This window comes from Vibrio sp. R10-SG3-ISO10 (assembly GCF_059834185.1).
Window position 1 is genome coordinate 193,369 of record NZ_JCBDHG010000022.1, and the last position, 24,510, is coordinate 217,878.

General features: G+C 46.5%; 20 protein-coding genes and 3 pseudogenes. 2 read left to right on the forward strand and 21 right to left on the reverse strand.

Translation table 11 applies throughout. From position 1 onward, the window contains the following. The 3 genes from AC6R16_RS14300 to AC6R16_RS14310 all read right to left on the reverse strand — a co-directional run bounded on the left by AC6R16_RS14300 (position 1) and on the right by AC6R16_RS14310 (position 4,354). Positions 1-1,536, reverse strand: a complete 1,536-nt coding sequence (locus AC6R16_RS14300) for a methyl-accepting chemotaxis protein (protein WP_004749591.1) — start codon at positions 1,534-1,536, stop codon at positions 1-3. A 201-nt stretch (positions 1,537-1,737) separates the two neighbouring features. Continuing rightward, positions 1,738-3,849, reverse strand: coding sequence for an ATP-binding protein (locus tag AC6R16_RS14305; RefSeq protein WP_500674815.1), 2,112 nt, complete (start codon positions 3,847-3,849; stop codon positions 1,738-1,740). A gap of 4 nt (positions 3,850-3,853) precedes the next feature. Next, complete coding sequence (locus AC6R16_RS14310) at positions 3,854-4,354, reverse strand: putative pterin-binding protein (protein WP_500639749.1); 501 nt, start codon at positions 4,352-4,354, stop codon at positions 3,854-3,856. 348 nt (positions 4,355-4,702) lie between these two features. Between AC6R16_RS14310 and AC6R16_RS14315 the strand changes: the two genes are divergently transcribed. Further along, on the forward strand, positions 4,703-6,076 hold the full coding sequence (locus AC6R16_RS14315; protein ID WP_500674816.1) for a nucleobase:cation symporter-2 family protein: 1,374 nt from the start codon (positions 4,703-4,705) through the stop codon (positions 6,074-6,076). A 42-nt stretch (positions 6,077-6,118) separates the two neighbouring features. Here AC6R16_RS14315 and AC6R16_RS14320 read toward each other — a convergent pair whose 3' ends face one another. From AC6R16_RS14320 to urtA, 14 genes and pseudogenes are all read right to left on the reverse strand, one after another. Then, positions 6,119-6,592 (reverse strand): hypothetical protein, encoded by a 474-nt coding sequence (locus AC6R16_RS14320; protein ID WP_500639751.1) that lies wholly within the window; start codon positions 6,590-6,592, stop codon positions 6,119-6,121. 145 nt (positions 6,593-6,737) lie between these two features. Next, positions 6,738-7,361 carry an urease accessory protein UreG gene (ureG, locus tag AC6R16_RS14325; protein WP_008079192.1) on the reverse strand — a complete coding sequence of 208 codons (624 nt, stop codon included), beginning with the start codon at positions 7,359-7,361 and terminating at the stop codon, positions 6,738-6,740. 35 nt (positions 7,362-7,396) lie between these two features. Continuing rightward, the gene (locus AC6R16_RS14330) at positions 7,397-8,086 is read right to left on the reverse strand and encodes an urease accessory protein UreF (RefSeq protein ID WP_500674817.1); all 690 of its coding nucleotides are present in this window, start codon (positions 8,084-8,086) and stop codon (positions 7,397-7,399) included. A 10-nt stretch (positions 8,087-8,096) separates the two neighbouring features. Then, positions 8,097-8,660 (reverse strand): HupE/UreJ family protein, encoded by a 564-nt coding sequence (locus tag AC6R16_RS14335; RefSeq protein ID WP_500674818.1) that lies wholly within the window; start codon positions 8,658-8,660, stop codon positions 8,097-8,099. 39 nt (positions 8,661-8,699) lie between these two features. Next, positions 8,700-9,152: an urease accessory protein UreE gene (gene ureE / locus AC6R16_RS14340; RefSeq protein ID WP_004744077.1), complete on the reverse strand. Its 453-nt coding sequence runs from the start codon at positions 9,150-9,152 to the stop codon at positions 8,700-8,702. 68 nt (positions 9,153-9,220) lie between these two features. Then, the gene (ureC, locus tag AC6R16_RS14345; RefSeq protein ID WP_500674819.1) at positions 9,221-10,924 is read right to left on the reverse strand and encodes an urease subunit alpha; all 1,704 of its coding nucleotides are present in this window, start codon (positions 10,922-10,924) and stop codon (positions 9,221-9,223) included. Positions 10,925-10,946: 22 nt separating this feature from the next. Then, positions 10,947-11,288: an urease subunit beta gene (locus AC6R16_RS14350; RefSeq protein WP_004744079.1), complete on the reverse strand. Its 342-nt coding sequence runs from the start codon at positions 11,286-11,288 to the stop codon at positions 10,947-10,949. Positions 11,289-11,296: 8 nt separating this feature from the next. Beyond that, on the reverse strand, positions 11,297-11,599 hold the full coding sequence (gene ureA / locus AC6R16_RS14355) for an urease subunit gamma (RefSeq protein ID WP_008079177.1): 303 nt from the start codon (positions 11,597-11,599) through the stop codon (positions 11,297-11,299). A 57-nt stretch (positions 11,600-11,656) separates the two neighbouring features. Next, positions 11,657-12,566, reverse strand: a pseudogene (locus AC6R16_RS14360) (urease accessory protein UreD). Further along, positions 12,563-13,258 carry an urea ABC transporter ATP-binding subunit UrtE gene (urtE, locus tag AC6R16_RS14365; protein ID WP_500674820.1) on the reverse strand — a complete coding sequence of 232 codons (696 nt, stop codon included), beginning with the start codon at positions 13,256-13,258 and terminating at the stop codon, positions 12,563-12,565. Before urtE ends, AC6R16_RS14360 begins: the two are co-directional and overlap by 4 nt. 1 nt (position 13,259) lies before the next feature. Next, the gene (gene urtD / locus AC6R16_RS14370) at positions 13,260-14,111 is read right to left on the reverse strand and encodes an urea ABC transporter ATP-binding protein UrtD (RefSeq protein ID WP_500674821.1); all 852 of its coding nucleotides are present in this window, start codon (positions 14,109-14,111) and stop codon (positions 13,260-13,262) included. Continuing rightward, the gene (urtC, locus tag AC6R16_RS14375) at positions 14,108-15,301 is read right to left on the reverse strand and encodes an urea ABC transporter permease subunit UrtC (RefSeq protein WP_500674822.1); all 1,194 of its coding nucleotides are present in this window, start codon (positions 15,299-15,301) and stop codon (positions 14,108-14,110) included. Before urtC ends, urtD begins: the two co-directional genes overlap by 4 nt. A 9-nt stretch (positions 15,302-15,310) precedes the next feature. Beyond that, positions 15,311-16,936, reverse strand: a complete 1,626-nt coding sequence (gene urtB / locus AC6R16_RS14380; RefSeq protein ID WP_500674823.1) for an urea ABC transporter permease subunit UrtB — start codon at positions 16,934-16,936, stop codon at positions 15,311-15,313. A 99-nt stretch (positions 16,937-17,035) separates the two neighbouring features. After that, the gene (gene urtA / locus AC6R16_RS14385) at positions 17,036-18,319 is read right to left on the reverse strand and encodes an urea ABC transporter substrate-binding protein (protein ID WP_004744086.1); all 1,284 of its coding nucleotides are present in this window, start codon (positions 18,317-18,319) and stop codon (positions 17,036-17,038) included. A 583-nt stretch (positions 18,320-18,902) separates the two neighbouring features. Here urtA and AC6R16_RS14390 point away from each other — a divergent pair. Next, positions 18,903-20,486: a S8 family peptidase gene (locus AC6R16_RS14390; protein ID WP_500639762.1), complete on the forward strand. Its 1,584-nt coding sequence runs from the start codon at positions 18,903-18,905 to the stop codon at positions 20,484-20,486. An 83-nt stretch (positions 20,487-20,569) separates the two neighbouring features. Here AC6R16_RS14390 and AC6R16_RS14395 read toward each other — a convergent pair whose 3' ends face one another. From AC6R16_RS14395 to AC6R16_RS14410, 4 genes and pseudogenes are all read right to left on the reverse strand, one after another. Beyond that, positions 20,570-22,489, reverse strand: coding sequence for a methyl-accepting chemotaxis protein (locus tag AC6R16_RS14395; RefSeq protein WP_500639763.1), 1,920 nt, complete (start codon positions 22,487-22,489; stop codon positions 20,570-20,572). Positions 22,490-22,629: 140 nt separating this feature from the next. Then, positions 22,630-22,899 (reverse strand): annotated as a pseudogene (locus tag AC6R16_RS14400) (urate hydroxylase PuuD); the annotation flags it as partial. A 92-nt stretch (positions 22,900-22,991) separates the two neighbouring features. After that, positions 22,992-23,931 (reverse strand): annotated as a pseudogene (locus tag AC6R16_RS14405) (urate hydroxylase PuuD); the annotation flags it as partial. Between the two features lie 11 nt (positions 23,932-23,942). Then, positions 23,943-24,506, reverse strand: coding sequence for an ureidoglycolate lyase (locus AC6R16_RS14410; protein WP_500674824.1), 564 nt, complete (start codon positions 24,504-24,506; stop codon positions 23,943-23,945). Positions 24,507-24,510: the final 4 nt, after the last annotated feature.

Below are 24,510 nucleotides of genomic sequence, written 5' to 3' on the forward strand. Positions count from 1 at the left end.
CTAGGTACGGAACTTAGCCATATGATTGGCAATACTTTGACTCAAACCCAGTACTTCTTCAGTCCTTTGTGCATTCTTAGTTGCGCCAGAGGAAACATCATTGGTAGCCTCTGATGCTTCCACAATCGCTTGGCTGATTTCTTCCACAGCCATCCGTTGTTCGTCGGTAGCCTGAGAGATTTGCCCACTTCTATCTGAAATAACGGTTATTAAGCTTTGTACTTCACTGACTGAGCTTTGCGATTCACTCACTCTCGAGGCCGTTTGCTCAAGCAAAGACGCTATTCGAGTCAGTTCATCTTCAACCGACTTGGTCGCAGCACCTAATGCTGCAATGTTTTTTTGAATTTGCTCTGTCGATTCACTGGTTTTTACAGCAAGATTTCGCACCTCATCTGCAACAACGGCAAAACCTCGCCCTTGCTCACCCGCCCTCGCAGCCTCAATCGCAGCATTCAGAGCAAGTAAATTGGTTTGCTCTGAAATATCATTAATCACATTAAGAACCGTGGTGATTTTTTCTCCTTCCTCAATCAAGATGTGCATCTCAGCATTTACATGGTTCATCTCTTCACGCATGTTGATGATGTCGTTGGCTGAGCTCTCGATTGCATCATTAACATTTGAAGCAAGTGAGGTAGCCGTATGTGCTTGTTGGGCTGTTTCGGAAGCCGTATCCGCAACAGTAGAGACCGATTGATTTAACTCTGTTGCAGCTGCCGCTACAGTGGTCAACTGATGTTTTTGCATTTCAAGTTTTTCAGCATTGGACTTCGCCGTAGCACCATTCGCTTGCGCTTTGTCTTTAAGCGCATCAGAGGACTGATTTACATCTTGAACAATCACCCTAAGCGACTCAGTAAAACTATTAATGCCTTCAGTGATGTCTGCAAATTCTCGATATTTTGCTGGCGCAAGCTTATTGGTTAGATCTCCATCTCCAGAAGCGAGATCTTTAACCACTTCTGTCAATTCAGATATGGGGCGAATCACCGTCATAGACAGTGCAACTACGATCACTATCGATAGAATTATGTCGAGTACAATCAGCTCGATAATGTTGGTTTTGAGCGAATCAGCAAGCTTAGTATCGAGAGCATGGGTATCAAAATAGACAACAACCTTACCTACTGGGTTTTCTTCTCCATATTCGACAAAGGTCAGTGCAGCACTCATGCTGTTATCTTCGGTAAACAACGACTTGTCCGTCACCTCAACCGTTTCATACTCTTCACCAGCAAGTTGATGTGTGAGAAACAAAAGATCACTGCCTTCATTATCAATAAGCTGTACAGCGGAGATTTCAGGTAAATTCAGTTCCGCCGAAATAGAGACTTTTGCGGAGTCTAAGTCAAAGTCCCACACGGCTTTGGGCAAACTGATCATCATCCGCTGAGTCGTGTTCTCGACGGAATGCTGTAGTTCAACTAATAAGTTGTCTTTAAAACCTTGATACTTAATGAATGCCGATACTAGTAACACTAAGGTCAGCGCTATAATGACCTGTACTAAAAATACGACTTTTAACTTTTTCAAAACTGCCCCCTAAATTTTTTGACAGTTAATAAAAAAGTAGTAACTGATTAATCAATTATCAAACAAAGAGATTAATTAGACATCAATCACAATTTTCCGGGTGTATATCTTCCATTACAGCAAAGAATAAATACCAAGAGACTGTCATCAACATACCTAACATCTATCGTTAAAAACTATGGGCAGTGATCTTAGTTAAACCTAAATGGTCGCGGGCGAGTATTTATCCAAAATTCGCTGCACTAATTCCATACGTACAGGCTTAGGCACAACATCATTAAACCCTAGCTCTAAGTAGTGCAGTACATCTTTGTCGAAGGTATTGGCTGTCAGTGCAACAATTGCGGTATCGGGCGCTAAGTCATCTTGACGGATTCTCTTTAACGCTTCTATGCCATCCATGATTGGCATTTGAATATCCATGAAGATGATATCGAAATGGCGCTGTTTAATAATATCTAGGCACTCTTGTCCATTGTTTGCCGTGGTGGTCTCAACTTGTAATGTCCTCAACATTTTCTGCGCGACAATTTGATTCACTCGCATATCTTCCACGATCAAAGCAGATAAACCAGAACTCCGGTTCAGCGACACCTCTGATTGATCTAGATTCCGGTTATGATTGCCTAAGGCACTAAGCAGACTGAAAATATCATAAGGTTTGGTCAGCTTTACCTGCTTTTCTGAAAGGGGGACTGAAGCATGTAAATCCGCAATCACAACACTCATTTGCTCATCAAGATGAACCTCAGGAAAATTGTCCTCTACTCTGTTTTCACCACTATGGTAGTAAACCGCGATATCGCCAGATTCATCGAACAAATCAAAACGCTTAAGTTCGTCACTGATTAGCTCCTTGGCGTGTAGGTCAGCGCTAACCACCCTTATTCGCCTTTCAAGATTCATCGCACAACCAATTGTTTTCTCTCCCTCTACCTGAACTGGTATTACAACGCTAAACTCAGTGCCTTTATTCAGTTCACTCTTAACCTCTATCCTCCCACTCATCAGATTAACCAATGACTGGCAGATAGACAGTCCTAAGCCAGTGCCACCATATTTTCTTGTGATTGAGTCATCGGCTTGCGTAAATTCCTCAAACACTTTATCGAGTTGTTCTCGTGACATACCAATACCAGTGTCTGACACTTTGAGCCTTAAGAAGCTCTCCGGTTCTGAGCGCTCCAATGAAAGGCGCACATCGACATAACCCTGCTCAGTAAACTTAAGCGCGTTGTAACTTAGGTTATTGATTAACTGCAGCAACTTGGTTTTATCTGCAATGAGCTTGTAGTCTTTATTCAGTTCTGTAGAAAAAAAGATCTCAACATCGATTTTACTCATATCGACAAAAATGGTTTTAGACAGCTCAATTAACTCACTGCAATAGAACGCTTCTGTTTGCAGCTTCATCTTTCCTTGCTCAATTTTGCTGAGATCGAGCACACTGTTAATAAGCTTAAGTAGGTGTTGCCCTGAGCTATTAATCATCGACAGAAAGTTACGCGTTTGCTCATCGGTAGCCTCGTAGTACTCTTTATGGCTCAAACCGATAATAGCGTTTAATGGCGTCCTCATTTCATGAGACATATTGGCAAGGAAGCGAGCTTTGGCTGTAGCATGTTGCTCTGCGAGTTTTTTTGCCTCTTCCAGTTTGTCTCCACGCTCGGTCAAGTCTTGGCTGAGTTTAATTTGGTGCAGATACATATAAGAAATCACACCGACTAGAATAATGGAGCAGGCAATGATCACTACCATGTACAAATACTGACGGTCATAAAGGTTTTCTTTGTCCTGTGTGAACTCGAGTTGATTCCTTTGCACTTCAGCGACGAAACTAGAAAGGTACTTATTGAGATCAAAGTACGTTTTTTCCACCGCGCTCAAGGAGTCCGCTAACTCCTCTTCGTTTTTGAGAGTAAGACCAGATATTTGCGTCGCGAGTCGACTAATTCTCTTTTCCAATTCGGCTAACTCATCCAAGTCGCCGTACTGAGCATGTATATTTCGCGTCCGCTGTGCTTTCAGATCTTGTAGGATGCTGGCTTTATGCACTCTCGCTTGCATTTTTAGTCGCGCCAACGAACGAGGATCTTGTTGAATCGAGAAGTTGAGTATTTCAGCCTTCAGTAACAACAGTTTGGCTTTTGCCGAAATATTGTTATTGACTATTGTGACATAGGGTTGAGGGGATATTTTTCTAATTTCACTTAACGAGTAGAAGAAATAGGTAGCCATTATCAGCAGCACAATGCTAACACTCGCAATAATGGCTATGAAGGTGCGCCCCTTTGGTAAAAGACGGGAACTCATTGTTCTATTCCACAACAATCTCTCTCACCTGCCACACTGACAGGCTATAGTAAAAGTCGTTTCTAATTTCAGCGTGCTCGGTGAAAGGCAATACAACAAACAAAGGACCTTTGTCATCAATGGTCATTCTAACCCCTGCCTCATGCGTTGCGAGTAGAATGCCATACTTCTTAATGTCCTCTAGCGAGATAGTGACAACATAATCATCCCACGCGATTACTTGTACCTGCTTACCCTTAGCACCCACATACTCGAGTAAGCTAGCTAATTTTGGTCCTTTGTACTCGACCACTTCAGTGACGACATGATTATTGGTATGAATAGTCCCTTGCTCTAAACCAAGGAGCATCGCTTCATCAAACTCAACGCCCTGTGGTGAGTTCGTTTGGCTTATATTGCCCGAGATCCAAAGGATAGGCTCCTCTGCTGGAGCCGATATCGCCAACACATATTGGCTAAAAAACAGTAAAGTGCTCATCGCACTTATAACTAGAGCTCTTCGCATAATCGCCCCTAACATCCGGTAGTTGAGTAATCGCGCTGTAATCTAGGTCTATCAAGTCAGTATAGACAAAGATCGAGATTAGGATGGAAACCAACAAAGGTATGTCATTGAATCGAAGACTATTTACTCCCTTTAACTAAAGCGATCACTTTCACCAATAACCTTAAGATCGCTATCAACGCTGCACCAATAATGTTACAGCTTGTTCCTTATCAGTGCGTTCAAGCTTTGCGAAACACTATAAAAAAACCTACCCCGTTGTTTCTAAAAGAATAAATCTCTTGGCACATAGATTGCTCATTATAGAGATAGTTATTGTATACAAGTAAAAATACAAAGGAGAACACAATGGAAAAGGATTCCGACTTAATCTACGCACTCGGTGATAGACCGGAACCAAAAGCTGCTACCTGGGCCGCCATCCAACATGTACTGGCGAGTTTCGTCGGTATCATAACCCCAACATTGATTATTGGTTCTGCACTAGGCTTAGCTGAGCATGTTCCCTATCTGATCAGTATGGCGTTGATGGTGTCTGGGGTCGGTACGTTTATTCAAGCAAAGCGAGTGGGGCCAATCGGCGCTGGGCTCATTTGTGTTCAAGGAACGAGTTTTGCTTTTCTAGGTTCAATTCTGGCTGGCGGCTTTTTAGTTAAAGGACGTGGTGGAAGCGCAGAAGAGATTCTGGCGGTTATTTTCGGCGTTTGTTTCCTCGGGGCATTTGTCGAAATCTTCCTTTCCCAATTGATCGATAAGCTAAAAGCTGTCATCACACCGATTGTCACTGGCATTGTCATCACGACGATTGGAATCTATTTGATCAAAGTGGGCGTGACTGATTTAGCCGGCGGTTTTAACGCACCGGATTTTGCCAGCCTTGAGAATTTGATGTTAGGCGGCTTAGTACTCGCGACCATCGTTATCATGAACTTAAGCCGCCATACTTGGGTTCGGCTCTCGTCCATCCTCGTTGGTCTTATCGTTGGCTGGATTGCAGCAGCATTGGTGGGAAAAGTTGCTCCAGTTGATCTATCCAGTCAACCATTGCTTAGCATACCCGTTCCATTTAAGTATGGTTTCAGTTTTGACTGGCAAGTGTTTCTTCCCATCGGGTTCATATACCTAATCACAGCCATTGAGTCGACGGGTGACATTACAGCAAACTGTATGTTCTCCAAACAAGAAGTGTCTGGTTCTGGCTATTTAAAACGTTTGAAAGCGGGCGTGTTAGGCGATGGCGTCAACTCTCTTATCGCTGCGACTTTCAATACCTTTCCAAATACCACCTTCAGTCAAAATAATGGTGTAATTCACTTAACCGGAATCGCCAGTCGCCACGTAGGGTATTTTATCGCTGCTATCTTGTTTATTTTGGGTTTATTCCCAATTTTAGGCGCGTTGCTGATGACGATTCCAAAGCCAGTATTGGGCGGCGCTACATTAGTTATGTTTGGCACTGTTGCGGCAGCTGGCATCAAGATCATCGCTAGCGAAACCTTGAATCGTGAGAAGATCATGACGATTGCGTTGTCATTTGGTTTTGGGCTTGGAGTGATGTTAGTCCCTGATCTACTCAGCCAGACACCTAAGCTAGTGCAAAGCATCTTCGGCTCGCCAGTGACACTGGCTGGTATCACGGCACTTACCATGACGTCACTACTGGCAGTGTTTAAACGTCAGAAACAGGGCAAAGAGCCATCTATCGCCCTAGTAGATAACTAAACAGTGGAAAATGCCCTCAGCAACCGTTGAGGGCAGATATTATTATTGCGCCCACCAGCCTAAACGAGCAACCGCCGTTGAACACCAGTAGAATTGCAAATCACGATTATCGGTACCAATTCTTGCGCTCGCGCCATTTGGGCCATCAGTAACATTGTTCAACGCAGCCTTAAGCGTTGCAAGAGAATAGGTTATCGCCCCCACTCCATGTTGAGTGCTCACATCCACTTGACTCTTCTCTACTTTGTCAAAGAATGGGTCATTGGTGCTATATAAAACGTTGCCTTCTCCAACATAGTAAGAGTGCGGTGTATGGGTCGGATGCCCTGTCGCGTTAGTTACTGTAAGCACACCAGGTTTTAGAGTATCAATATTATCTGGGTGAATAAGCTCCATCTTGGTGCGCAAGATACGCCAAAGGTCGACGCTTTCTTTTGCACTGGGTGTTCTGTCTTTGCTCTCGACAGGGAAACAACGAGTGAAGGCGAAGTCATGACAAATTCCATTGATCGGCATAAAGGTTTCCTCCTTTTATTATTGCCTTAACATATATTTATAAAACGCTCAGTACAATGTATAAATAACTGGTAAAACCAATAACTTGGGTCACACCAAGATCAAAAAAGGCACCGATTTCGGTGCCTTTTGCCAATCGATATTTTTAGCCTTTCATCGTTAACATACCTTGAGTGACGATAAAATCAATGATGGTATCGAGCCCTTTGCTTTCCTTTAGGTTGGTGAACACAAAAGGTTTAGTGGGACGCATCCGCTGGGTATCTTGCTCCATCACTTCCAGTGACGCTCCAACGTATGGTGCCAGATCGATCTTATTAATAATCAGCAAGTCTGAACGAGTAATACCTGGACCACCTTTACGCGGGATCTTTTCCCCTTCAGCCACATCAATCACATAGATGGTTAAATCCGCCAACTCTGGGCTAAAGGTGGCACTCAGGTTATCTCCACCGCTTTCCACAAACACTACATCAAGATTTTTATGACGTTTTGCCAACTCTTCAACCGCCGCTAAGTTCATTGAGGCATCTTCACGAATCGCAGTATGCGGACAGCCGCCCGTTTCAACACCGATAATACGATCCGGCTCTAACGCTTCAGCACGGGTGAGGATTTTGGCATCTTCTTGAGTATAAATATCATTGGTCACAACCGCGATATTGAGTTTGTCTCTGATCGCTTTACACAACACTTCAAGCAGTGCTGTTTTACCCGATCCTACGGGGCCGCCAATACCTACGCGTAAAGGTTGTTTGTAACTTTCCATTATTAAGTCCTTCTAATTCTTTGCTTGCTACTTCACTAAGAACGAAATAGCCGTGTGTACTGAGTTTCATGCAAACTGCTGGCAATTGATATTGATGGCGTAAAGCTGCCGACCATCCAATCTTCAATCGTTCCGGCTCTATCTAACGCTTTAGGAAACCGTTCACTGAGTTGAATCAAAGCACGTTGCCCATCTGTTTGACCTAAAGGCACGAGCTTGACCCCTGCCATGATCAGGTTTTCAGCCCAGCTCCATAAGTAGCCTTGTTTGAGTTGCTCGATTTCTATATCCCAATGCTGTGCGGCGACGCAAAGCCCAAGCAACTGATTTGGCTTGCTATCGGCATAATCAAAACTGTCATGATAGATATCGAGCTGTTTAAGTAAGGTATACAGCGCTTGCCCACGCTGCTTCTCTTCGGCTCTCAGCTCTTTGGTCTCTCTGCTGCTGTAGAGCAAGTCACTCAGCGCAGCTAACTGTTGTTGGTTATTGTTAATCAGCGCTTGGGAGTAACGTTCAAGGATTGGCAGCTCGAGTGTCGCGACACTGTTCATCAGCATGTTATCGAGCCAATCTTGCATTGAAACACGATCCGATACCCACTGCGCCTCGACCGCCCACTCCAAACCTTGTGAATAAGTAAAACCTCCGATGGGGAGAGAGGGGCTTATCAACTGAAACAGCCGATACAACGCCAGATCGCTTGGCCTATTTTGATAAGACATAGGCTAAGGTTTACAGGATAACGAGGGCGCTAACGGAGGCAACACCGACAGAAAGCCAAGGGCTTGAAAGTGCGCGACCAAACTGCAAGCCAAGAACCATAAGTGCCGCTGCACTGACAGTCATACCCCCAGCAAACGAAGAGATTGCACCTTGCGCTTCAACACCATGCGCATAGCCGTGGAAAAACACTAAACCAACACATAAAGTCAGCGCCAAACGCAGCATATCTTTTGAAGCGTGGAAGGCTTGCCAGATTGCGCCGCTCACGACAAACAGCGAAGCCCCTATCGCAAGCTCGACGCCATTAAAGCCGCCAAACACCTGCCCAGCTGCAAGACCAGCTAACAGTGAAGCAAGCGCACTGAACACTAATCCTACTTTACGCACGGCTGACGTCTGTATACATGCGACTAAAATACCAAACGCAACCAACATAACCAGGTGATCGAAACCGGTTACCGGGTGAGTTAAGCCTGCTGAGAAAGAGCCCGTTTCGTGCCCGGGGTGCGCCATCACTGATGATGAGAGAAGGGCCAGACAAGTGAATGCAGCGAATTGTTGTGTTTTGTTCATGATAACTTCCTTGTTGTTATTGCTTTAATTTGGGTGTGATTAGTGATGGTGATGATGCCCACCAGAGCGGCCACCATAAGCGCCACTTTCTGGCTCGAATGACGCGTCTTCTGTGGTGACTTTTGCACCCAAGCCTTGGACCATTTCGTCTAATACATGGTCGTGTTGGTAGCGGACCCAGCCAAATTCCACTTGCAGCGGTACATGCCGGTTACCAAGGTGATACGCCACGCGCGTCAGTAGATGCAAATCGCTGCAGTAGACCGTCGAGACCTTTTCAGGCGCAGCTTTGATTTCGACGATCATGCCGCATTGGCTTTTAAGTTGCTCACCGCCACGCAAAATGTGTCCACGCGGCAGAAACAAGCCTGCTTCACGACCATCATCTAGCTCAACTTTAAGTCGGCTCTTAATTCGGCTATCTATTGGCAAGCTCAGAAACGCATTAGGTTTAGTACAAATTTCTTTGCTGATTTCGGTAAGTTCGATCATCTCATCTCCTTATCAGTTCGTTTTCTCATTCAATCGTTCGTTTACTGGTTGGCTATTTCGTTGCTGCGTTAAAACAAGAAGTACTTTTGTGCCATGGGTAACACGTCAGCAGGTTCACACACCAACAGCTCACCATCAGCTCGAACTTGGTAGGTTTGTGAATCCACTTCGATGTTAGGCTGCCAGTCGTTAAGCTTCATGTCGGCTTTACTGATATCACGACAATGGCTGACAACCCCGATTTGGCTACCAAGACCAAGCTCACTCGCGATGCCTGCTTGCTCAGCCGCTTGGGAGACAAACAGCATCGAAGTGTTTTGCGATGCCTTGCCGTAGCTACCAAACATGCTGCGATAATGGACAGGCTGAGGAGTTGGTATCGAAGCATTAGGATCGCCCATCGGAGCCATGGCTATCATGCCCCCTTTTAGAATCACGCTCGGCTTAACACCAAAGAAAGCGGGCTTCCACAACACGAGGTCGGCAAGCTTACCCACTTCAATTGAGCCGACTTCATGCGCCATACCGTGAGTAATCGCCGGATTAATCGTGTACTTAGCGATGTAACGTTTAAGTCGAAAGTTGTCACTGTAGGAAGAGTCTTCTTTCAAGCTGCCGCGCTGTACTTTCATTTTGTGCGCAGTTTGCCAAGTGCGAGTAACCACTTCGCCCACACGCCCCATTGCTTGAGAGTCTGAGGCAATCATAGAGAAGGCACCGAGATCATGCAGAATGTCTTCGGCAGCGATGGTTTCGCGGCGAATTCGAGACTCGGCAAATGCCACATCTTCAGCAATAGAAGGAGACAAATGGTGACACACCATCAACATATCGAGGTGCTCATCAACCGTATTTACCGTGTAAGGACGAGTTGGATTGGTCGACGATGGCAGAACATTGGATTCACCTGCCGCGCGAATAATATCCGGTGCGTGCCCACCACCTGCTCCTTCGGTGTGATAGGTATGAATCACGCGATCACCAATCGCACCTAAAGTCGATTCAACAAATCCTGACTCATTCAATGTATCGGTGTGAATCGCGACCTGAACATCCATCTCATCAGCGACCGACAAACAGGTGTCAATCGATGCTGGCGTCGTGCCCCAATCTTCATGCAGCTTCAGTCCCACCGCGCCCGCCTCTACCTGCTCTCTTAGCGCTTCTGGCTGGCTAGCGTTACCTTTCCCGAGTAGGCCAAAGTTCATTGGAAATTCATCTAACGCTTCAAGCATACGATGCATATTCCACGGGCCGGGGGTACAAGTTGTCGCGTTAGTGCCTGTGTTGGGGCCAGTACCACCACCAATCATGGTAGTGACACCTGAAGCCAATGCTTCTTCGATTTGCTGGGGACAAATAAAGTGAATGTGCGAGTCGATACCGCCCGCGGTTAAAATTGATCCTTCCCCTGCTAAGATCTCTGTCCCCGGTCCAATCACAATCGTCACTTCTGGCTGCACATCAGGGTTGCCGGCTTTGCCTATGGCTTGAATACGCCCATTTTTAACCGCCACGTCTGCCTTAACGATACCCCAGTAATCCAATACCACTGCGTTGGTGATAACCAGATCTGGCGTTTCGGCGCTTGGGCGTTGACTTTGCCCCATGCCATCACGAATCACTTTACCGCCGCCGAATTTAACTTCGTCGCCGTAAACAGTAAAATCCTTTTCTACTTCAAGCCACAGTTCGGTGTCTGCGAGACGCACGCGATCGCCCACTGTTGGCCCAAACATTTCGGCATATGCCTGACGAGAAATGCTTGCCATTACCTATCCTTGTTTTTGTTCGTTATTGGGCGAGTTTGCCCATGACCTTACCTTGGAATCCGTATATCTCTCGCTTACCTGCAAACTCAACCAACTCAACCGTGCGAGACTGGCCAGGTTCAAAGCGTGTCGCAGTGCCAGCAGGGATATTGAGACGGAACCCTTTACACGCTTCACGCTCAAAACGCAGTGAATCATTGACCTCAAAAAAGTGATAATGCGAGCCAATTTGTACTGGTCGATCGCCAATATTTTCCACTTTGACCTTGATGGTTGCGCGGCCAACATTGAGTTCAATCTCACCAGGGGCGGATTCAATTTGACCGGGAATAAAACCAGAATATTGACTTGTTGATGCTGACATATGATCTCCTAGACGATTGGCTCATGAACGGTGACCAATTTGGTCCCATCAGGAAAGGTGGCTTCGACTTGTACATCAGGAATCATGGAAGGTACGCCCTCCATAACGTCATCAACAGTAAGAAGTGTTCGTCCAAAGTCCATAAGCTCAGACACCGTTTTGCCTTCGCGAGCACCTTCAAGAATGGCACTACTGATAAACGCTACAGACTCTGGATAGTTAAGTTTTAACCCTCGCTCTTTTCGTTGCTGCGCCAGCATCCCTGCGCAGAAGATCAACAGTTTGTCTTTTTCTCTCGGTGATAATTCCATTGGTTTCCTTGCCATTCCCTTAACATGATGGAGAAGGAGCAAAGAGAAACATGGAGTTTAGGTTGCCCAAATTCTTGGGGGCTGGGGAGTTTCACCAGTCCAGTATTGACGCGCTTGTTGCCAAACTCTCTGAAAGCTCTCCAAGAATCACCTCACTCCATCGACCCAGTGCTCTTACGACAACCAATTCTTCTATCTGTGTCGCAGCAATCACTAAGTCCTCTGTGCCGACTTCTTGCTGTATGTTAGAGAGCAAGCTCTGTACCAGTTGAAAAAAATCCTCATTTTCGACAGAAATATACAGCGTTCCCGCGAGAGAGAAATTGAGCAAGCCCTTTTCAATCATGGACTTATCGCCACCAAAAATATTTAACCCCTCGGTCAAAATTTTTCTTCCGTCTCGGTAAACCTCTGTTTTTCCAACTAAATGTCCGGAGGAAAATCCCTCATTTAGTGCAGGGCGCCCAAAACAGTGCATTTCCCAGCCCACAAATAGGGCATCACGATCGAGATGAATCTCGGTATCGAGGCGAGCATGAGCATCAGGAAAGAAGATGTTTTCCTGTGGTAGCCATTCGAGTAAACCACCACCTTCAACATGCAATATCTGCTTCTGATGAGCGTAGCGTTTTTCCGAGCGATAAAACTTAGTCGCACCCGGTGTGGTGACCAGAGCATGAGCTCCTTGTTCCACGCGAGTGCTTATTTGCAGAGTGTCGCCACCGACCACACCGCCGGGTGGATGTAACAAATAGGTATGGCACGTTTTCCCTTCGGGATACAAAGGGCGCTGAATCGCTAAAGGCCCTTTCTGTTGACGGTCTTTGATGACGGTTTTATCCCCTCTATCTTTAAACAAAAGCGATAACATGGCCTTCCAGCCTTTCTCTACATCAGACTCGATGTTCTTTTTAAGCGTCTGATTATTATCACCTAAATCAAACGCAACGGCAGGTTCACAAATCATACGGTGAGATACTCCTTTATCAATCTTTCATCCAGCTCTTCCATGTCCCCTTGGGCGACAGTGCGCCCTCTATCCAAGATGCAAAACTGATCGCCGACCTTACGAGCGAACGGCAGTTTTTGTTCTACCAGTAAAACCGTAAGTCCGAATTTCTCATTCAACATGCGTATAATATCGCCGATTTCTTGCACAATATTGGGCTGAATCCCTTCCGTCGGTTCATCCAAAATCAGCAAGCTAGGGTTGATCACCAGCGCCCGAGCTATAGCCAGTTGCTGCTGCTGCCCACCTGATAAATCGCCCCCTCTGCGATGCAACATTTCCTTCAACACAGGGAATAGCTCGAAGATAAATTCAGGGATGTGACGGTCTCCTCTTGATCGGATAGGTAAACCTACTTGCAAGTTTTCTTCCACAGTTAACATTGGAAAGATTTGACGACCTTGAGGAACATAGCCAATCCCCATTCTGGGCCGAGCTTCGGCTTCTTTTTTGAGAATAGACTGACCTTCAAGGGCAATCTCGCCACTCTCGGTTTTGACCAACCCCATAATGCATTGCAGTAAGGTCGTTTTACCAACACCATTACGCCCCATTAACACAGTGCATTTTCCTTTGGGGATCTCCATCTCTAAGTCCCAAAGTGTGTGGCTCTCACCGTAAAACTGGTTCAATCCAGAAATTGATAGCATGTTATTCCCCCAAATAAACCTGTTTGACTTGCTGGTGCGCTTGAACCTCATCCATGGTGCCTTCTGCCAACACATGCCCCTGATGAAGCACAGTGACATGGCTAGCGATTGAGCGGACAAAGTCCATATCATGCTCAACGACCACCACAGAGTGTTTACCAGCTAGTGAGTTAAGTAGCTCAGATGTACGATCCATCTCTTGGTGGGTCATGCCCGCCACAGGCTCATCAATAAGCAGCAGCTTAGGGTTTTGCATCAACAGCATTCCTATCTCTAACCACTGTTTTTGGCCGTGAGAAAGGTTGCCTGCCAGCAGCGTTTGGTGGTCCTGCAGATGAATTAAACTCAGCACCGATTCGAGCTTATCTTTTTGCTCTCCTGTCATCTTCGCCACATACGAGCCCCACACTGAACGCACGCCCGACATCGCCAGTTCGAGGTTCTCCCACACTGTTAAGCACTCGATCACCGTCGGCTTTTGAAACTTACGGCCAATTCCCGCATTGGCGATCTCGGCTTCATTCATATTAAGTAAGTTGAGGTTCGAGCCGAGCCAAACCTCACCAGTATCCGGTTTCGTCTTACCCGTGATGATGTCCATCATGGTGGTTTTCCCGGCTCCATTTGGGCCAATAATGCATCTGAGTTCTCCTTCACGAATGTACAGATTGAGATCATTGATCGCTTTAAACCCATCAAAGGTTTTATTTACCCCTTCCACATAGAGCAAGATGTTGTGTCTGGTATCAATCAGGGGATGGACGTCCGGCTTAAGAAACGAGAACACTTGATCTCGACGCGTAACTTCAGCGAATGATTGCTTAAATTGCTCGGTACGCTTTAACTCAGTCATACCAAGGCCTCCTTACTTTTCTCTTCGTCAGTGCTCGACTCAGCGGCGTTATGCCTGCGGTTTCGATTGACGACTAAATACCACTTATCACTGACAAAACCGATTAAGCCTTTCGGGAAGTAGAGCGTTGAAAGTACGAACAAGCCTCCGAGGGCAAACAACCACACTTCTGGAAACTCTACCGTGAACCAGCTTTTGGCATAGTTGATCACCAAGGCGCCAACAATCGCACCAAACAAGGTCGCACGACCACCAAGAGCAACCCAAACCACCACCTCTATCGAATTGAGCGGAGCAAATTCACCTGGGTTAATAATGCCAACTTGCGGCACGTACAGCGCCCCAGCAATCCCGGCGATCACCGCAGAAAGGACGAACACCCACAGTTTGATGCCATCGACGTCGTAACCCATAAAGCGTGTGCGCGATTCGGAATCACGAATCGCAACCGATACGCGACCAAGACGGCTCGCCACGACGCTGCGACAGACCAAATAGCTGACAATAAGGGCAATACCAGTCGCAATAAACAATGCGATTCGAGTACTGTCTTGCTGCAAGCTAAAGCCCAGAATGTCTTTAAAGTCGGTTAAGCCATTGTTGCCACCAAAACCCATTTCATTGCGGAAAAACGCCAACATCAGCGCATAGGTGAGAGCTTGAGTAATGATGGAGAGATAGACCCCAGAAACCCGAGATCGAAACGCCAAATAGCCGAATACATACGCCATTGCGCCGGGTACCAGCACCACCATCAGAGCCGCAAACCAGAATTGGTCGAAGCCATGCCAAAACCAAGGCAGTTCTTGCCAGTTTAGGAACACCATAAAATCAGGCAGGATAGGATTACCATAGACACCGCGATCGCCGATCTGACGCATTAAATACATACCCATCGCGTAGCCGCCAAGCGCAAAGAAAGCGCCATGGCCTAAACTGAGAATTCCCAAATAGCCCCATACTAGATCGACGGCGAGCGCTAACATCGCATAGCTAAGGTATTTACCCAGCAATGAAATCGTAAAGGTTTCAACGTGAAGCGGGTGCGAAGCGGGCAACATCATATTCGCCGCCGGAATTAAGATCACCGCTGCCAAGATGACCAATATTGTCATCTGACCGCCTTTATCGCCTTGCAGTGCAGAAAGGACAAAAGAGCGTGAGGGTTTTGTGTGTGTTTGATTGGTCATAACGCCTCCTTAACTCTCAACCGCGCGACCACGTTGAGGAAACAATCCTCTTGGTCGCTTCTGAATAAATAAGATGATAAACACCAGCACCAGAATCTTAGCCAGCACCGCTCCGGCCCATGGCTCCAAGATCTTATTAAACAGTCCCAAACCTAAACCAGCGACCAGCGTTCCCCAAAGATTGCCTACGCCACCAAACACCACCACCATAAAGGAATCGATAATGTAGGCTTGACCCATATTTGGCCCAACGTTGGTCAACTGAGACAGCGCCACACCTGCCACTCCTGCCACACCCGCACCTAAACCAAATGTCAGCGCATCGACACGCTCAGAACGAATCCCCATAGCTCTCGCCATCGGGCGGTTTTGCGAAACGGCGCGAACCTGTAATCCGAGTGGTGTTTTCTTCAAGATCATCACTAAAGCCATAAATACCATGGCACAGAACAAGATGATGTATAGGCGGTTGTAAGTCAGTGACAGCATGGGGTTGATTTCTAGCGCGCCCGCCATCCAATCTGGTGTACTTACCGAACGGTTTAACGGAGAGAAGATAGAGCGAACTGCTTGCTGGAGAATCAAACTGATACCGAAGGTTGCCAGTAGCGTTTCAAGAGGTCGCCCATACAGATGGCGAATTACGCTGCGTTCAATCAAGATACCAACCAATCCTGACACCACGAATGCCATAGGAATCGACAATATCAGCGCCACACCAGTATGAGCCGGCAGAAGTTGCTGCATCACATAGGTGGTATAAGCTCCAAGCATTATCAACTCACCATGCGCCATGTTGATCACGCCCATGACCCCAAAAGTAATCGCTAGGCCGATTCCCGCCAGTACCAATACAGAGCCAAGACTTAGCCCAAAAAACAACGTCTCGACACCTGCGTAGAGTCGCTGGCTTTGCTGGTAATCTTGTAAACCACGCTCTGCGGCCGCAATGATTTGTGGATCTGTCTCTTGCGCCAAAATCGTGTTAAGAGTTTTAAGAACAATCGGTTGATTGGATTGAGAGATAGACTCGACAGCGTCAATGCGATTGGAGGCCTTGGGGTCAAGTGCCGCATCAATCGCAATAGCGAACGCCAACATAGCGACGATCTCTGCGTTGGTTTCACTTTGTTGTAATGCGCTGAGCTTGTCGATTGCTTCAGGATTACCTGTCAGCGCTTTGATTGACTGCTTGCGAACCTCTGGGTCCTCGCTGTTAAGACCAAGTGATGCAATTTCAGTACGAAGGTAAGCACGAAGTTTATTGTTCACTTTTATTTTTTTAAACTTACGCTTGTTTTCAATGATCAGAGGATCGTTAATCCAAGCCTGTCTCGCCTCTGCCCCTGTTTGAGCACTCTCGATAATAAATAGCTGCTGATGCTGAGCGTGTTTATGATCTTTAAGGTAATAGAGCTGTCCATTCAGCCACGCCTCTAGAATGGGCTTGGCTATGTCATGAGAATAGTTTGAGGCAAGCCAGCTAACCGCTTGCTGCTTTTCGTGTGTGTTCTTTCCAGTCAACGTCTGGAAAAAAGAGTCTTGAGTCAGTGGCTTAACGTTCTCGGCCGACGCTGTCGTTAATCCAATAAGCACAGAAACGAGCACACAGAGCATCCGTAATACGGTCGTCATGATATGCATCCTTGCGTTAGAATTTATGGCAATAAAAATGCGCTGCGTTACCACATGCAGCGCCAAACTTTTCAGGTTATTGATTGGGGGTATTGAGTCTTAATTGGTCCCTGAACATTTCTTGGTTTCAACATTAAACGCACCGCAAGAAAACGGCTTCGACCAGCTAGAGAAGAGTTTCGCCGATTCAGGGAGATACTCTGACCAAGCATCACCTGCTACAAGGCCCGTCGTTTCCCAAACAATATCAAACTGACCATCATCTTGGATTTCACCGATTAACACAGGCTTAGTGATATGGTGGTTAGGCAACATAGTTGAGTAACCGCCTGACAAGTTTGGTACAGACACGCCAATCAATGCATCTTGCACGGCTTCGGGATCTGTCGTTCCTGCATTGGTGACCGCTTGCGCCCACATGTTAAAGCCGATGTAGTGCGCTTCCATAGGATCGTTAGTCACACGCTTTTCGCTGGCGATAAATTTCTGCCACGTCTCGACGAACTCATCGTTCTTCTCCGTATCGACGCTCATGAAGTAGTTCCATGCTGCTAAGTGGCCGACAAGCGGAGAGGTGTCCATGCCAGACAGCTCTTCTTCCCCAACGGAGAAAGCCACAACTGGGATGTCTTCTGAAGAGATACCTTGAGCGCCAAGCTCTTTATAGAAAGGGACGTTGGCATCGCCATTAATGGTCGAAACCACAGCGGTCTTTTTGCCTTCAGCGCCAAACTTCTTAATGTCAGAAACAATCGACTGCCAGTCTGAATGACCAAATGGCGTGTAGTTGATCATGATGTCTTTTTCGCTCACCCCTTTACTCTTGAGGTAAGACTCTAAGATTTTATTAGTAGTACGTGGATATACATAGTCAGTGCCGGCCAGTACCCAGCGCTCAACATCAAGTTCATTCATTAGGTAGTCAACCGCTGGAATCGCTTGTTGGTTTGGCGCAGCACCAGTGTAGAACACATTCTTCGACGACTCTTCACCTTCATACTGAACAGGGTAGAAAAGTAGGCTGTTGAGTTCTTCGAATACCGGCAACATAGATTTGCGCGATACGGATGTCCAGCCACCGAACACCACATCGACTTGCTCTTTTTCAATCAACTCGCGAGCTTTTTCTGCAAACAGCGGCCAGTTTGACGCAGGGTCGACCACCACCGCCTCAAGCTTTTTACCGAGTAGGCCACCTTTTTTATTTTGCTCTTCCACCAGCATCAGAACCGTGTCCTTCAATGTGGTTTCACTGATCGCCATGGTGCCGGAAAGCGAGTGCAACACACCAACTTTAATAGTGTCGGCGGCGCTCACCACTCCTGACATACAGGCTAATGCGGTACCTACTGCTGCAAGCTTGAGTTTGAACTTCGTGTTCATTGGATATCTCCTTATAGTGAATTGTTATTCAATTCTTTTTCCTAAGGAAACAAATCCAAAATCGATGCCAATTTATCCGCTCATATCCAAAACAAACAAGCCATTGATAATTATAAGATTAAAATTTTGATTTGTTATTTTGGTGCAACTAAGAGATAGCGTATCGCTGCATACTAGTGCAATTACATATTCAATTTCACCAATTTGGAGAGATGACTCGAAAAATCATCTTCCTCAACGAAATCCGTTAACCGCCCACACAAGCCCATCCAGTGATAAATCTACATATCTATCACTAAGCAGAGGTATATAGCACTATTTCAATAAACAGCAGCATAATAATGCCGACCTTTGACATTCAGCCAACCGATATGAACTTAGCTTACTATCAATTTCAAAAATCTAGTAAATGGCACTCAAATTTATAACGCCAAGCAAATTTAAAATGAACACAGTTGCATATGGAGATATTTTTGAGGAGTGTCGACGGGTTCCGTTATAGACATAAGAATCGACAAAACATGCTTGTTGTTTGTAGTAGGCCATGTTCAACAATCTCTTATACCATTCAAAGGAAAGTTAAATGTTTAAGAAACTATTAAGTTGTTGTATCGCCTCTTCACTTTCAGTGATCTCTGGCTCTGCCTTAGCAGAACAAATAGAGGCTCAGGTTAACCAGCCAGAAAGTGAAATACTTGCCCCGCTGTTGATGGCATCAGAAAACAAAGGAATACAGAACCAATATATTGTCGTGTTAAAGCAACCTTTATCGCTCAGCAATGACAACCCACAAGCGATGCAACAATTTACGCAACAAGCCGTTACCAGCTTAGAGAACGAGCACGTTCTGCAAATCAGTAAAGTGTTCGACCGCTCAATCAGCGGATTTGTTGCCACCCTGTCACCACAACAGCTCAACGCACTTCGCTCAGACGCACAGGTTGATTTTATCGAACAAGATCGAGTGATCTCTATCGATCCTGTGATTTCAACGAATGCCAATCAAAGCAACGCCATTTGGGGGCTAGATAGGATTGATCAACGTAGTCTGCCACTGAATAATAGTTACAACTATAACTACGATGGTTCCGGTGTCACGGCTTACGTCATAGATACCGGGGTAACGACAACGCACGCAGAGTTTGGTGGTCGCGCGACATCAGGCTACGACTTTGTCGACAATGACAGTGATGCGACGGACTGTAATGGGCACGGAACCCACGTTGCTGGTACCATCGGCGGTACACAGTATGGCGTGGCGAAGAACGTCAATATTGTCGGTGTCCGCGTTTTGAGTTGTAGCGGTTCAGGTTCAACTTCCGGGGTAATTGGTGGTGTTGACTGGGTTGCAGCCAACGCATCGGGCCCTTCAGTCGCCAACATGAGCTTAGGTGGCGGCGTGTCTACCGCGCTCGATAGAGCTGTTGCTAACGCTGTTCAATCAGGTATTAGCTTTATGCTAGCGGCTGGTAACTCTAATGCTGACGCTTGTAATTCGTCTCCTGCACGTGAACCTAGCGGTGTAACTGTTGGCTCAACCACAAGTAATGATAGCCGCTCTAGCTTCTCTAACTGGGGCAGCTGTGTTGATGTATTTGCTCCGGGATCGAGCATTAAGTCTGCTTGGTATGATGGCGGCTACCGTACAATCAGTGGCACGTCTATGGCAACGCCACATGTCGCCGGTGTTGCAGCCTTATACCTTCAAGAAAACAGTTCTCTCTCTCCAGCACAAGTGGCAGCTCTGATAAGCGAGCGAGCAAGTGTCGATAAAGTGAGCGACACACGCGGTACAGTGAATAAACTGCTTTATAGCCAAACAGATAGTGGCTGTGAGCCTGACTGTACAACTCCAAATCCTGACGGCGAACTCAAAAATGGAGTCCCTGTATCTGGAATTAGCGGCTCTCGTGGTGACCAGAAGCATTTCTATATTGATGTAGCTGCAGGTCAAACCCTTACTGTCACAACAAGTGGTGGTAGCGGTGATGCAGACTTGTTCCTCCGCTATGGTGCTAAGCCTACCACTAGCTCTTGGGATTGCCGACCATACCGTTACGGTAACAATGAAACTTGTACTGTCTCTAACACCCAAAGTGGTCGTTATTACATTATGCTCAACGGATACAGCAGTTTCAGCGGTGTTAGCGTAGTGGCTAACCACTAGTTGATCGCACTCTAACTTAACAATAATGGCCAGACAGATTTACTGCTGGCCATTTAGTATAACTTGTTGCTCTCACTGCAATGCTAAAACTTAAATTTAGCCACCAATTGACTTAAAGATTCTGCATTTCTCTTCAAACTAACGCAGTGTTGCGAGGTTTGTGTGACCATCTCTGTATTGCTTTTTGCTACATCGGCAATACTTTCGACGTGCGGTGCAATCTCATTGATCACCTGAGACTGTTGACCTGTTGCGGTGGCAGTCTGTGCACTGAGTTGATTGATCTCCTCAACAATATTGCTGATAGAGGCAAGGTGGTGTTCAGACTCTTGAGCTGCTGCGAGACACTCACTACCAATTTTGTGGCTCTGACTGACTTCGCTAACGACTGTGTTACTAAGCCCCTGTAAGTTTTCTATGATGGTACGAATTTCACTGGCGGACTCATGGGTTCGAGACGCTAATGTTCTTACTTCGTCGGCAACAACAGCAAAGCCACGGCCTTGTTCACCTGCTCGTGCCGCTTCGATAGCAGCGTTTAATGCCAGTAGATTAGTTTGCTCTGATACACCACTGATGACATCCAGTACTGTATCAATGGCATTGATATCATTAGATAGCTTTCCGATACTTTGATTGCTCTGCTCTAGCTGCTGGCTCATAGCTTCAGTGCGTGCGTATGTTTTGCTCACTGAGCTGAGTCCGTTTTTCACCTCTAAAGTGGTTTTATGGACGTTGTCTGAAGTATGGTTAGCGTTATTGGCAATCTCTTCAGAGCTAGCGCTCATCTCATGAACCGCGGTTGCTACCTGATCAATATTATGTTCTTGACCATGGATCTGCTGTTTCATTTCGTTAGCTTGTTGATCAATCAGATTGATGGTTGCAACCAGTTCTTTACGCGCTCTTTCTATTTCTTGTAAAACGTTGCCCATATAGGCGACAAATTGATTGTACCCCTTGGCAATGTTACCGACTTCATCACGACGACTTTCATCCAATCGTTGAGTCAGATCGCCGCCGCCACCACCAATTTCAAGCAATAGTTGTGCTGTGGTTGAGAGTGGTTTAAGCAAGATATTCGTCATATATGCGCTGATAATGATGAACAGCAGTGCTACAGATCCGCCGACCCAAATCATCGTTTCAATGAAATGGTTGATCTCGGTGAGCACTTCAGCCGTCGGTTGAACAGAAATCAACACCCAATCAAGTTGTGGCAGAGCCATCAAACCAACGATCGTCGATGTTTGTTCAAGCTTTGATTCATGTATAACAGGCGCTGTTCCAGCTAAAGTTTGCAGCTCAGGCGTCAATGCACCAAGACCAATATCAGCCAACTGCTTTCCAACTTGCTGCGTACTAGGGTGCACCTTCACCTCACCGCTCTTGTCGACCAACATTAGTCGACCTGAATCGCCTAGAGAGTAGTTAGCAACAGTATTGCCTAAATTTTCGAGCGACAGACCAATCCCCGTCACTCCAACGCGGCGGCCTTGGCTAATCACAACATGGTTAACAAAAACCGTTGCGATGCCTGTAGCATCATCGATATCAATCGACAGCTCGACCTGCTTATCGCCATTGAGAAAACCATAAAACCATTGGTCATCCGCTGATGAACTCGACATAGATTTGAGCTTTCCACTTGGCAAATAGTAGCTGTCGTCGACAGTGGTAACGAAAAAGGCGGTTAAGGCATTAAACTGCTGCTTGATCGAGGCGAGTTGTGCACTGATTTGTCCACTATCTTGACCGTCAAAATCCGTAAGTGGTTGTAGCTGAGACATCACTTCAGCAACAACCAACGGCTTTTCTAGCTCCAGCTGAATTTGGTTACTGACCTCTCCCAACGCCGCTGGCATCTGCTGTGAATAAGTTTTGTCGAGGATAATCTTCTGCCCCTGACTGACCGTAATGCTAATTAGCACCACTATGACAAGAATCACTGCCATCACCGTAGCCAAGATAGTCTTGTGTCGAATACTTAATGCAGTTGCCATCACTTGTAACTCCTTTTAGCGGTATAAAAAACCCCGGAACAGGGGCCGGGGGATCTCACTTGAGATAAATAGCGGGAAATACCACGTTTGCATGAATCACGCTTATCGGGCTTGCAATCCGATAAGCGAGATAAATTGGGTTAGTTGATTACTGACCCTTGTTCTACCCAATTGCCAACCAGAACACGTTCGTCATCTGTCATTTGGGTCAAATTACCTAATGGCATGTATTTAGTATTTACGGTTTGCGCTATACGTGGACCATTGGCTTGAATCTCTTGAGGTGTATCTAAGATCACTCCGGCTGGCGCAGCGGCAAAGGCAGCATGGGTTGGCGTTGCTGAGTGACATACCGAGCAGCGCTCTTGAATAACCTTGTTGATTGCTGCAAAACTCACACCGCTAGGCGCCGCAGATTCCGATGCCGACGCACCTGTTTGCTTAAGGCTCTCTGATGTTACTGCCACAGTGTCTGTAGAGCTTACTTCCGGCTGCGCAGTCACTTCAACCGCAACAGGCGCTTTAGCCACTGGTGCTGCTGCTTTCTTAGCATACGGTGAGGTTACAAACGCAAGTGTCACCATACCTAATGCAGCTACAGGAACCGTCCAAGCGAATTTCTGGCTACCATGACGAGTATTGAAGTAATGGCGCACCAAGATACTGAAGATCGCCAAACCTGCAAGTATTGCCCAGTTGTACTCCGAGCCATAGGTGCTCGGGAAGTGGTTACTGATCATAATGAACAGCACTGGCAAGGTTAGGTAGTTATTGTGACGAGAACGCAGTAAGCCTTTCGCTGGTAGCGCAGGATCTGGCTCGCGGTTTTCTTCAATAGCACTCACTAAGTTGCGCTGTGCAGGCATGATAACGCGGAACACGTTACCGACCATAATCGTACCGATGATTGCACCAACGTGAATATACGCGCCGCGACCACTGAAGACTTGAGCTAGACCATAAGCCGCGCCAACTAAGAGTACGAATAGAACCGCGCCTAATAGCATTGGTGTTTTACCTAGTGGTGAATCACACAACAAGTCATAGATAAACCAGCCAGCAACCAAAGCACCGACACCAATGGCAATTGCTGTCGTTGGTGATAAGCCCGAACCCGGTGCAATCAAATAGATCTCAGCGTTTAAGTAGTAAACCACTGCCAATAGCAGCACACCGGTGATCCAAGTGAAATACGCTTCCCATTTAAACCAGTGCAAATGCTCTGGCATTTCTGGTGGCGCAAGTTTGTATTTTTCTAGGTGATAAATACCACCGCCGTGAATCGCCCAAAGGTCACCTGAAAGGCCCGTTTTTGGGTTAACCCGGTTTAGGTTGTTCTCCAACCAAACAAAGTAGAATGAAGCACCAATCCATGCGATGCCAACTATCATGTGAACCCAGCGAATCGCTAGATTCAACCACTCCGTGATATGTGGATCCATAATTTACTCCTTTACAGCGCTTGTTCCATGCGCTGTTTTTCTTCCAGCTTGTTGTTGCTCGGTAGATCGTCCAAATGCAGTGAGACTAAGTCGTTCTCGAAATAGACTTCATCGCAGTTATGCCCTTCACCGCCTCGGTCGACGATAAGAAACTGATCTTGGTCAGTTAGGGCTAACACTGGGTGATGCCAAACGCCTTTGTGGTAGTTGACACCTTGACGTCCATTGCTCACGAACGCGCGGCATGACTTCAGACTTGGCTGATCCCCTTTTGGCGCAACAACAATAAGATACGGTTGACCAAGCAACGGAACGAAAGCTTGCGATCCCAAAGGATGGCGCTCTAACATTTTTATCGTTAACGGATAGCTAAGCGGCGTCGCTTGAAAGATACTGATGATGGCTTCACCACCTTGCTCTTGTACATCGGTGCTCGCTAGCTTGTGATAACGACGAGTCGAGCCATTGTTGATCATAAAGTAATCGCTATTGTCTACTTCAATCACATCCCCAAACTCAGCAAATGCCTGTTTGGTCAAAGGTTCGATGGTTAAACGGCGAATTCCATTGCTCATATTG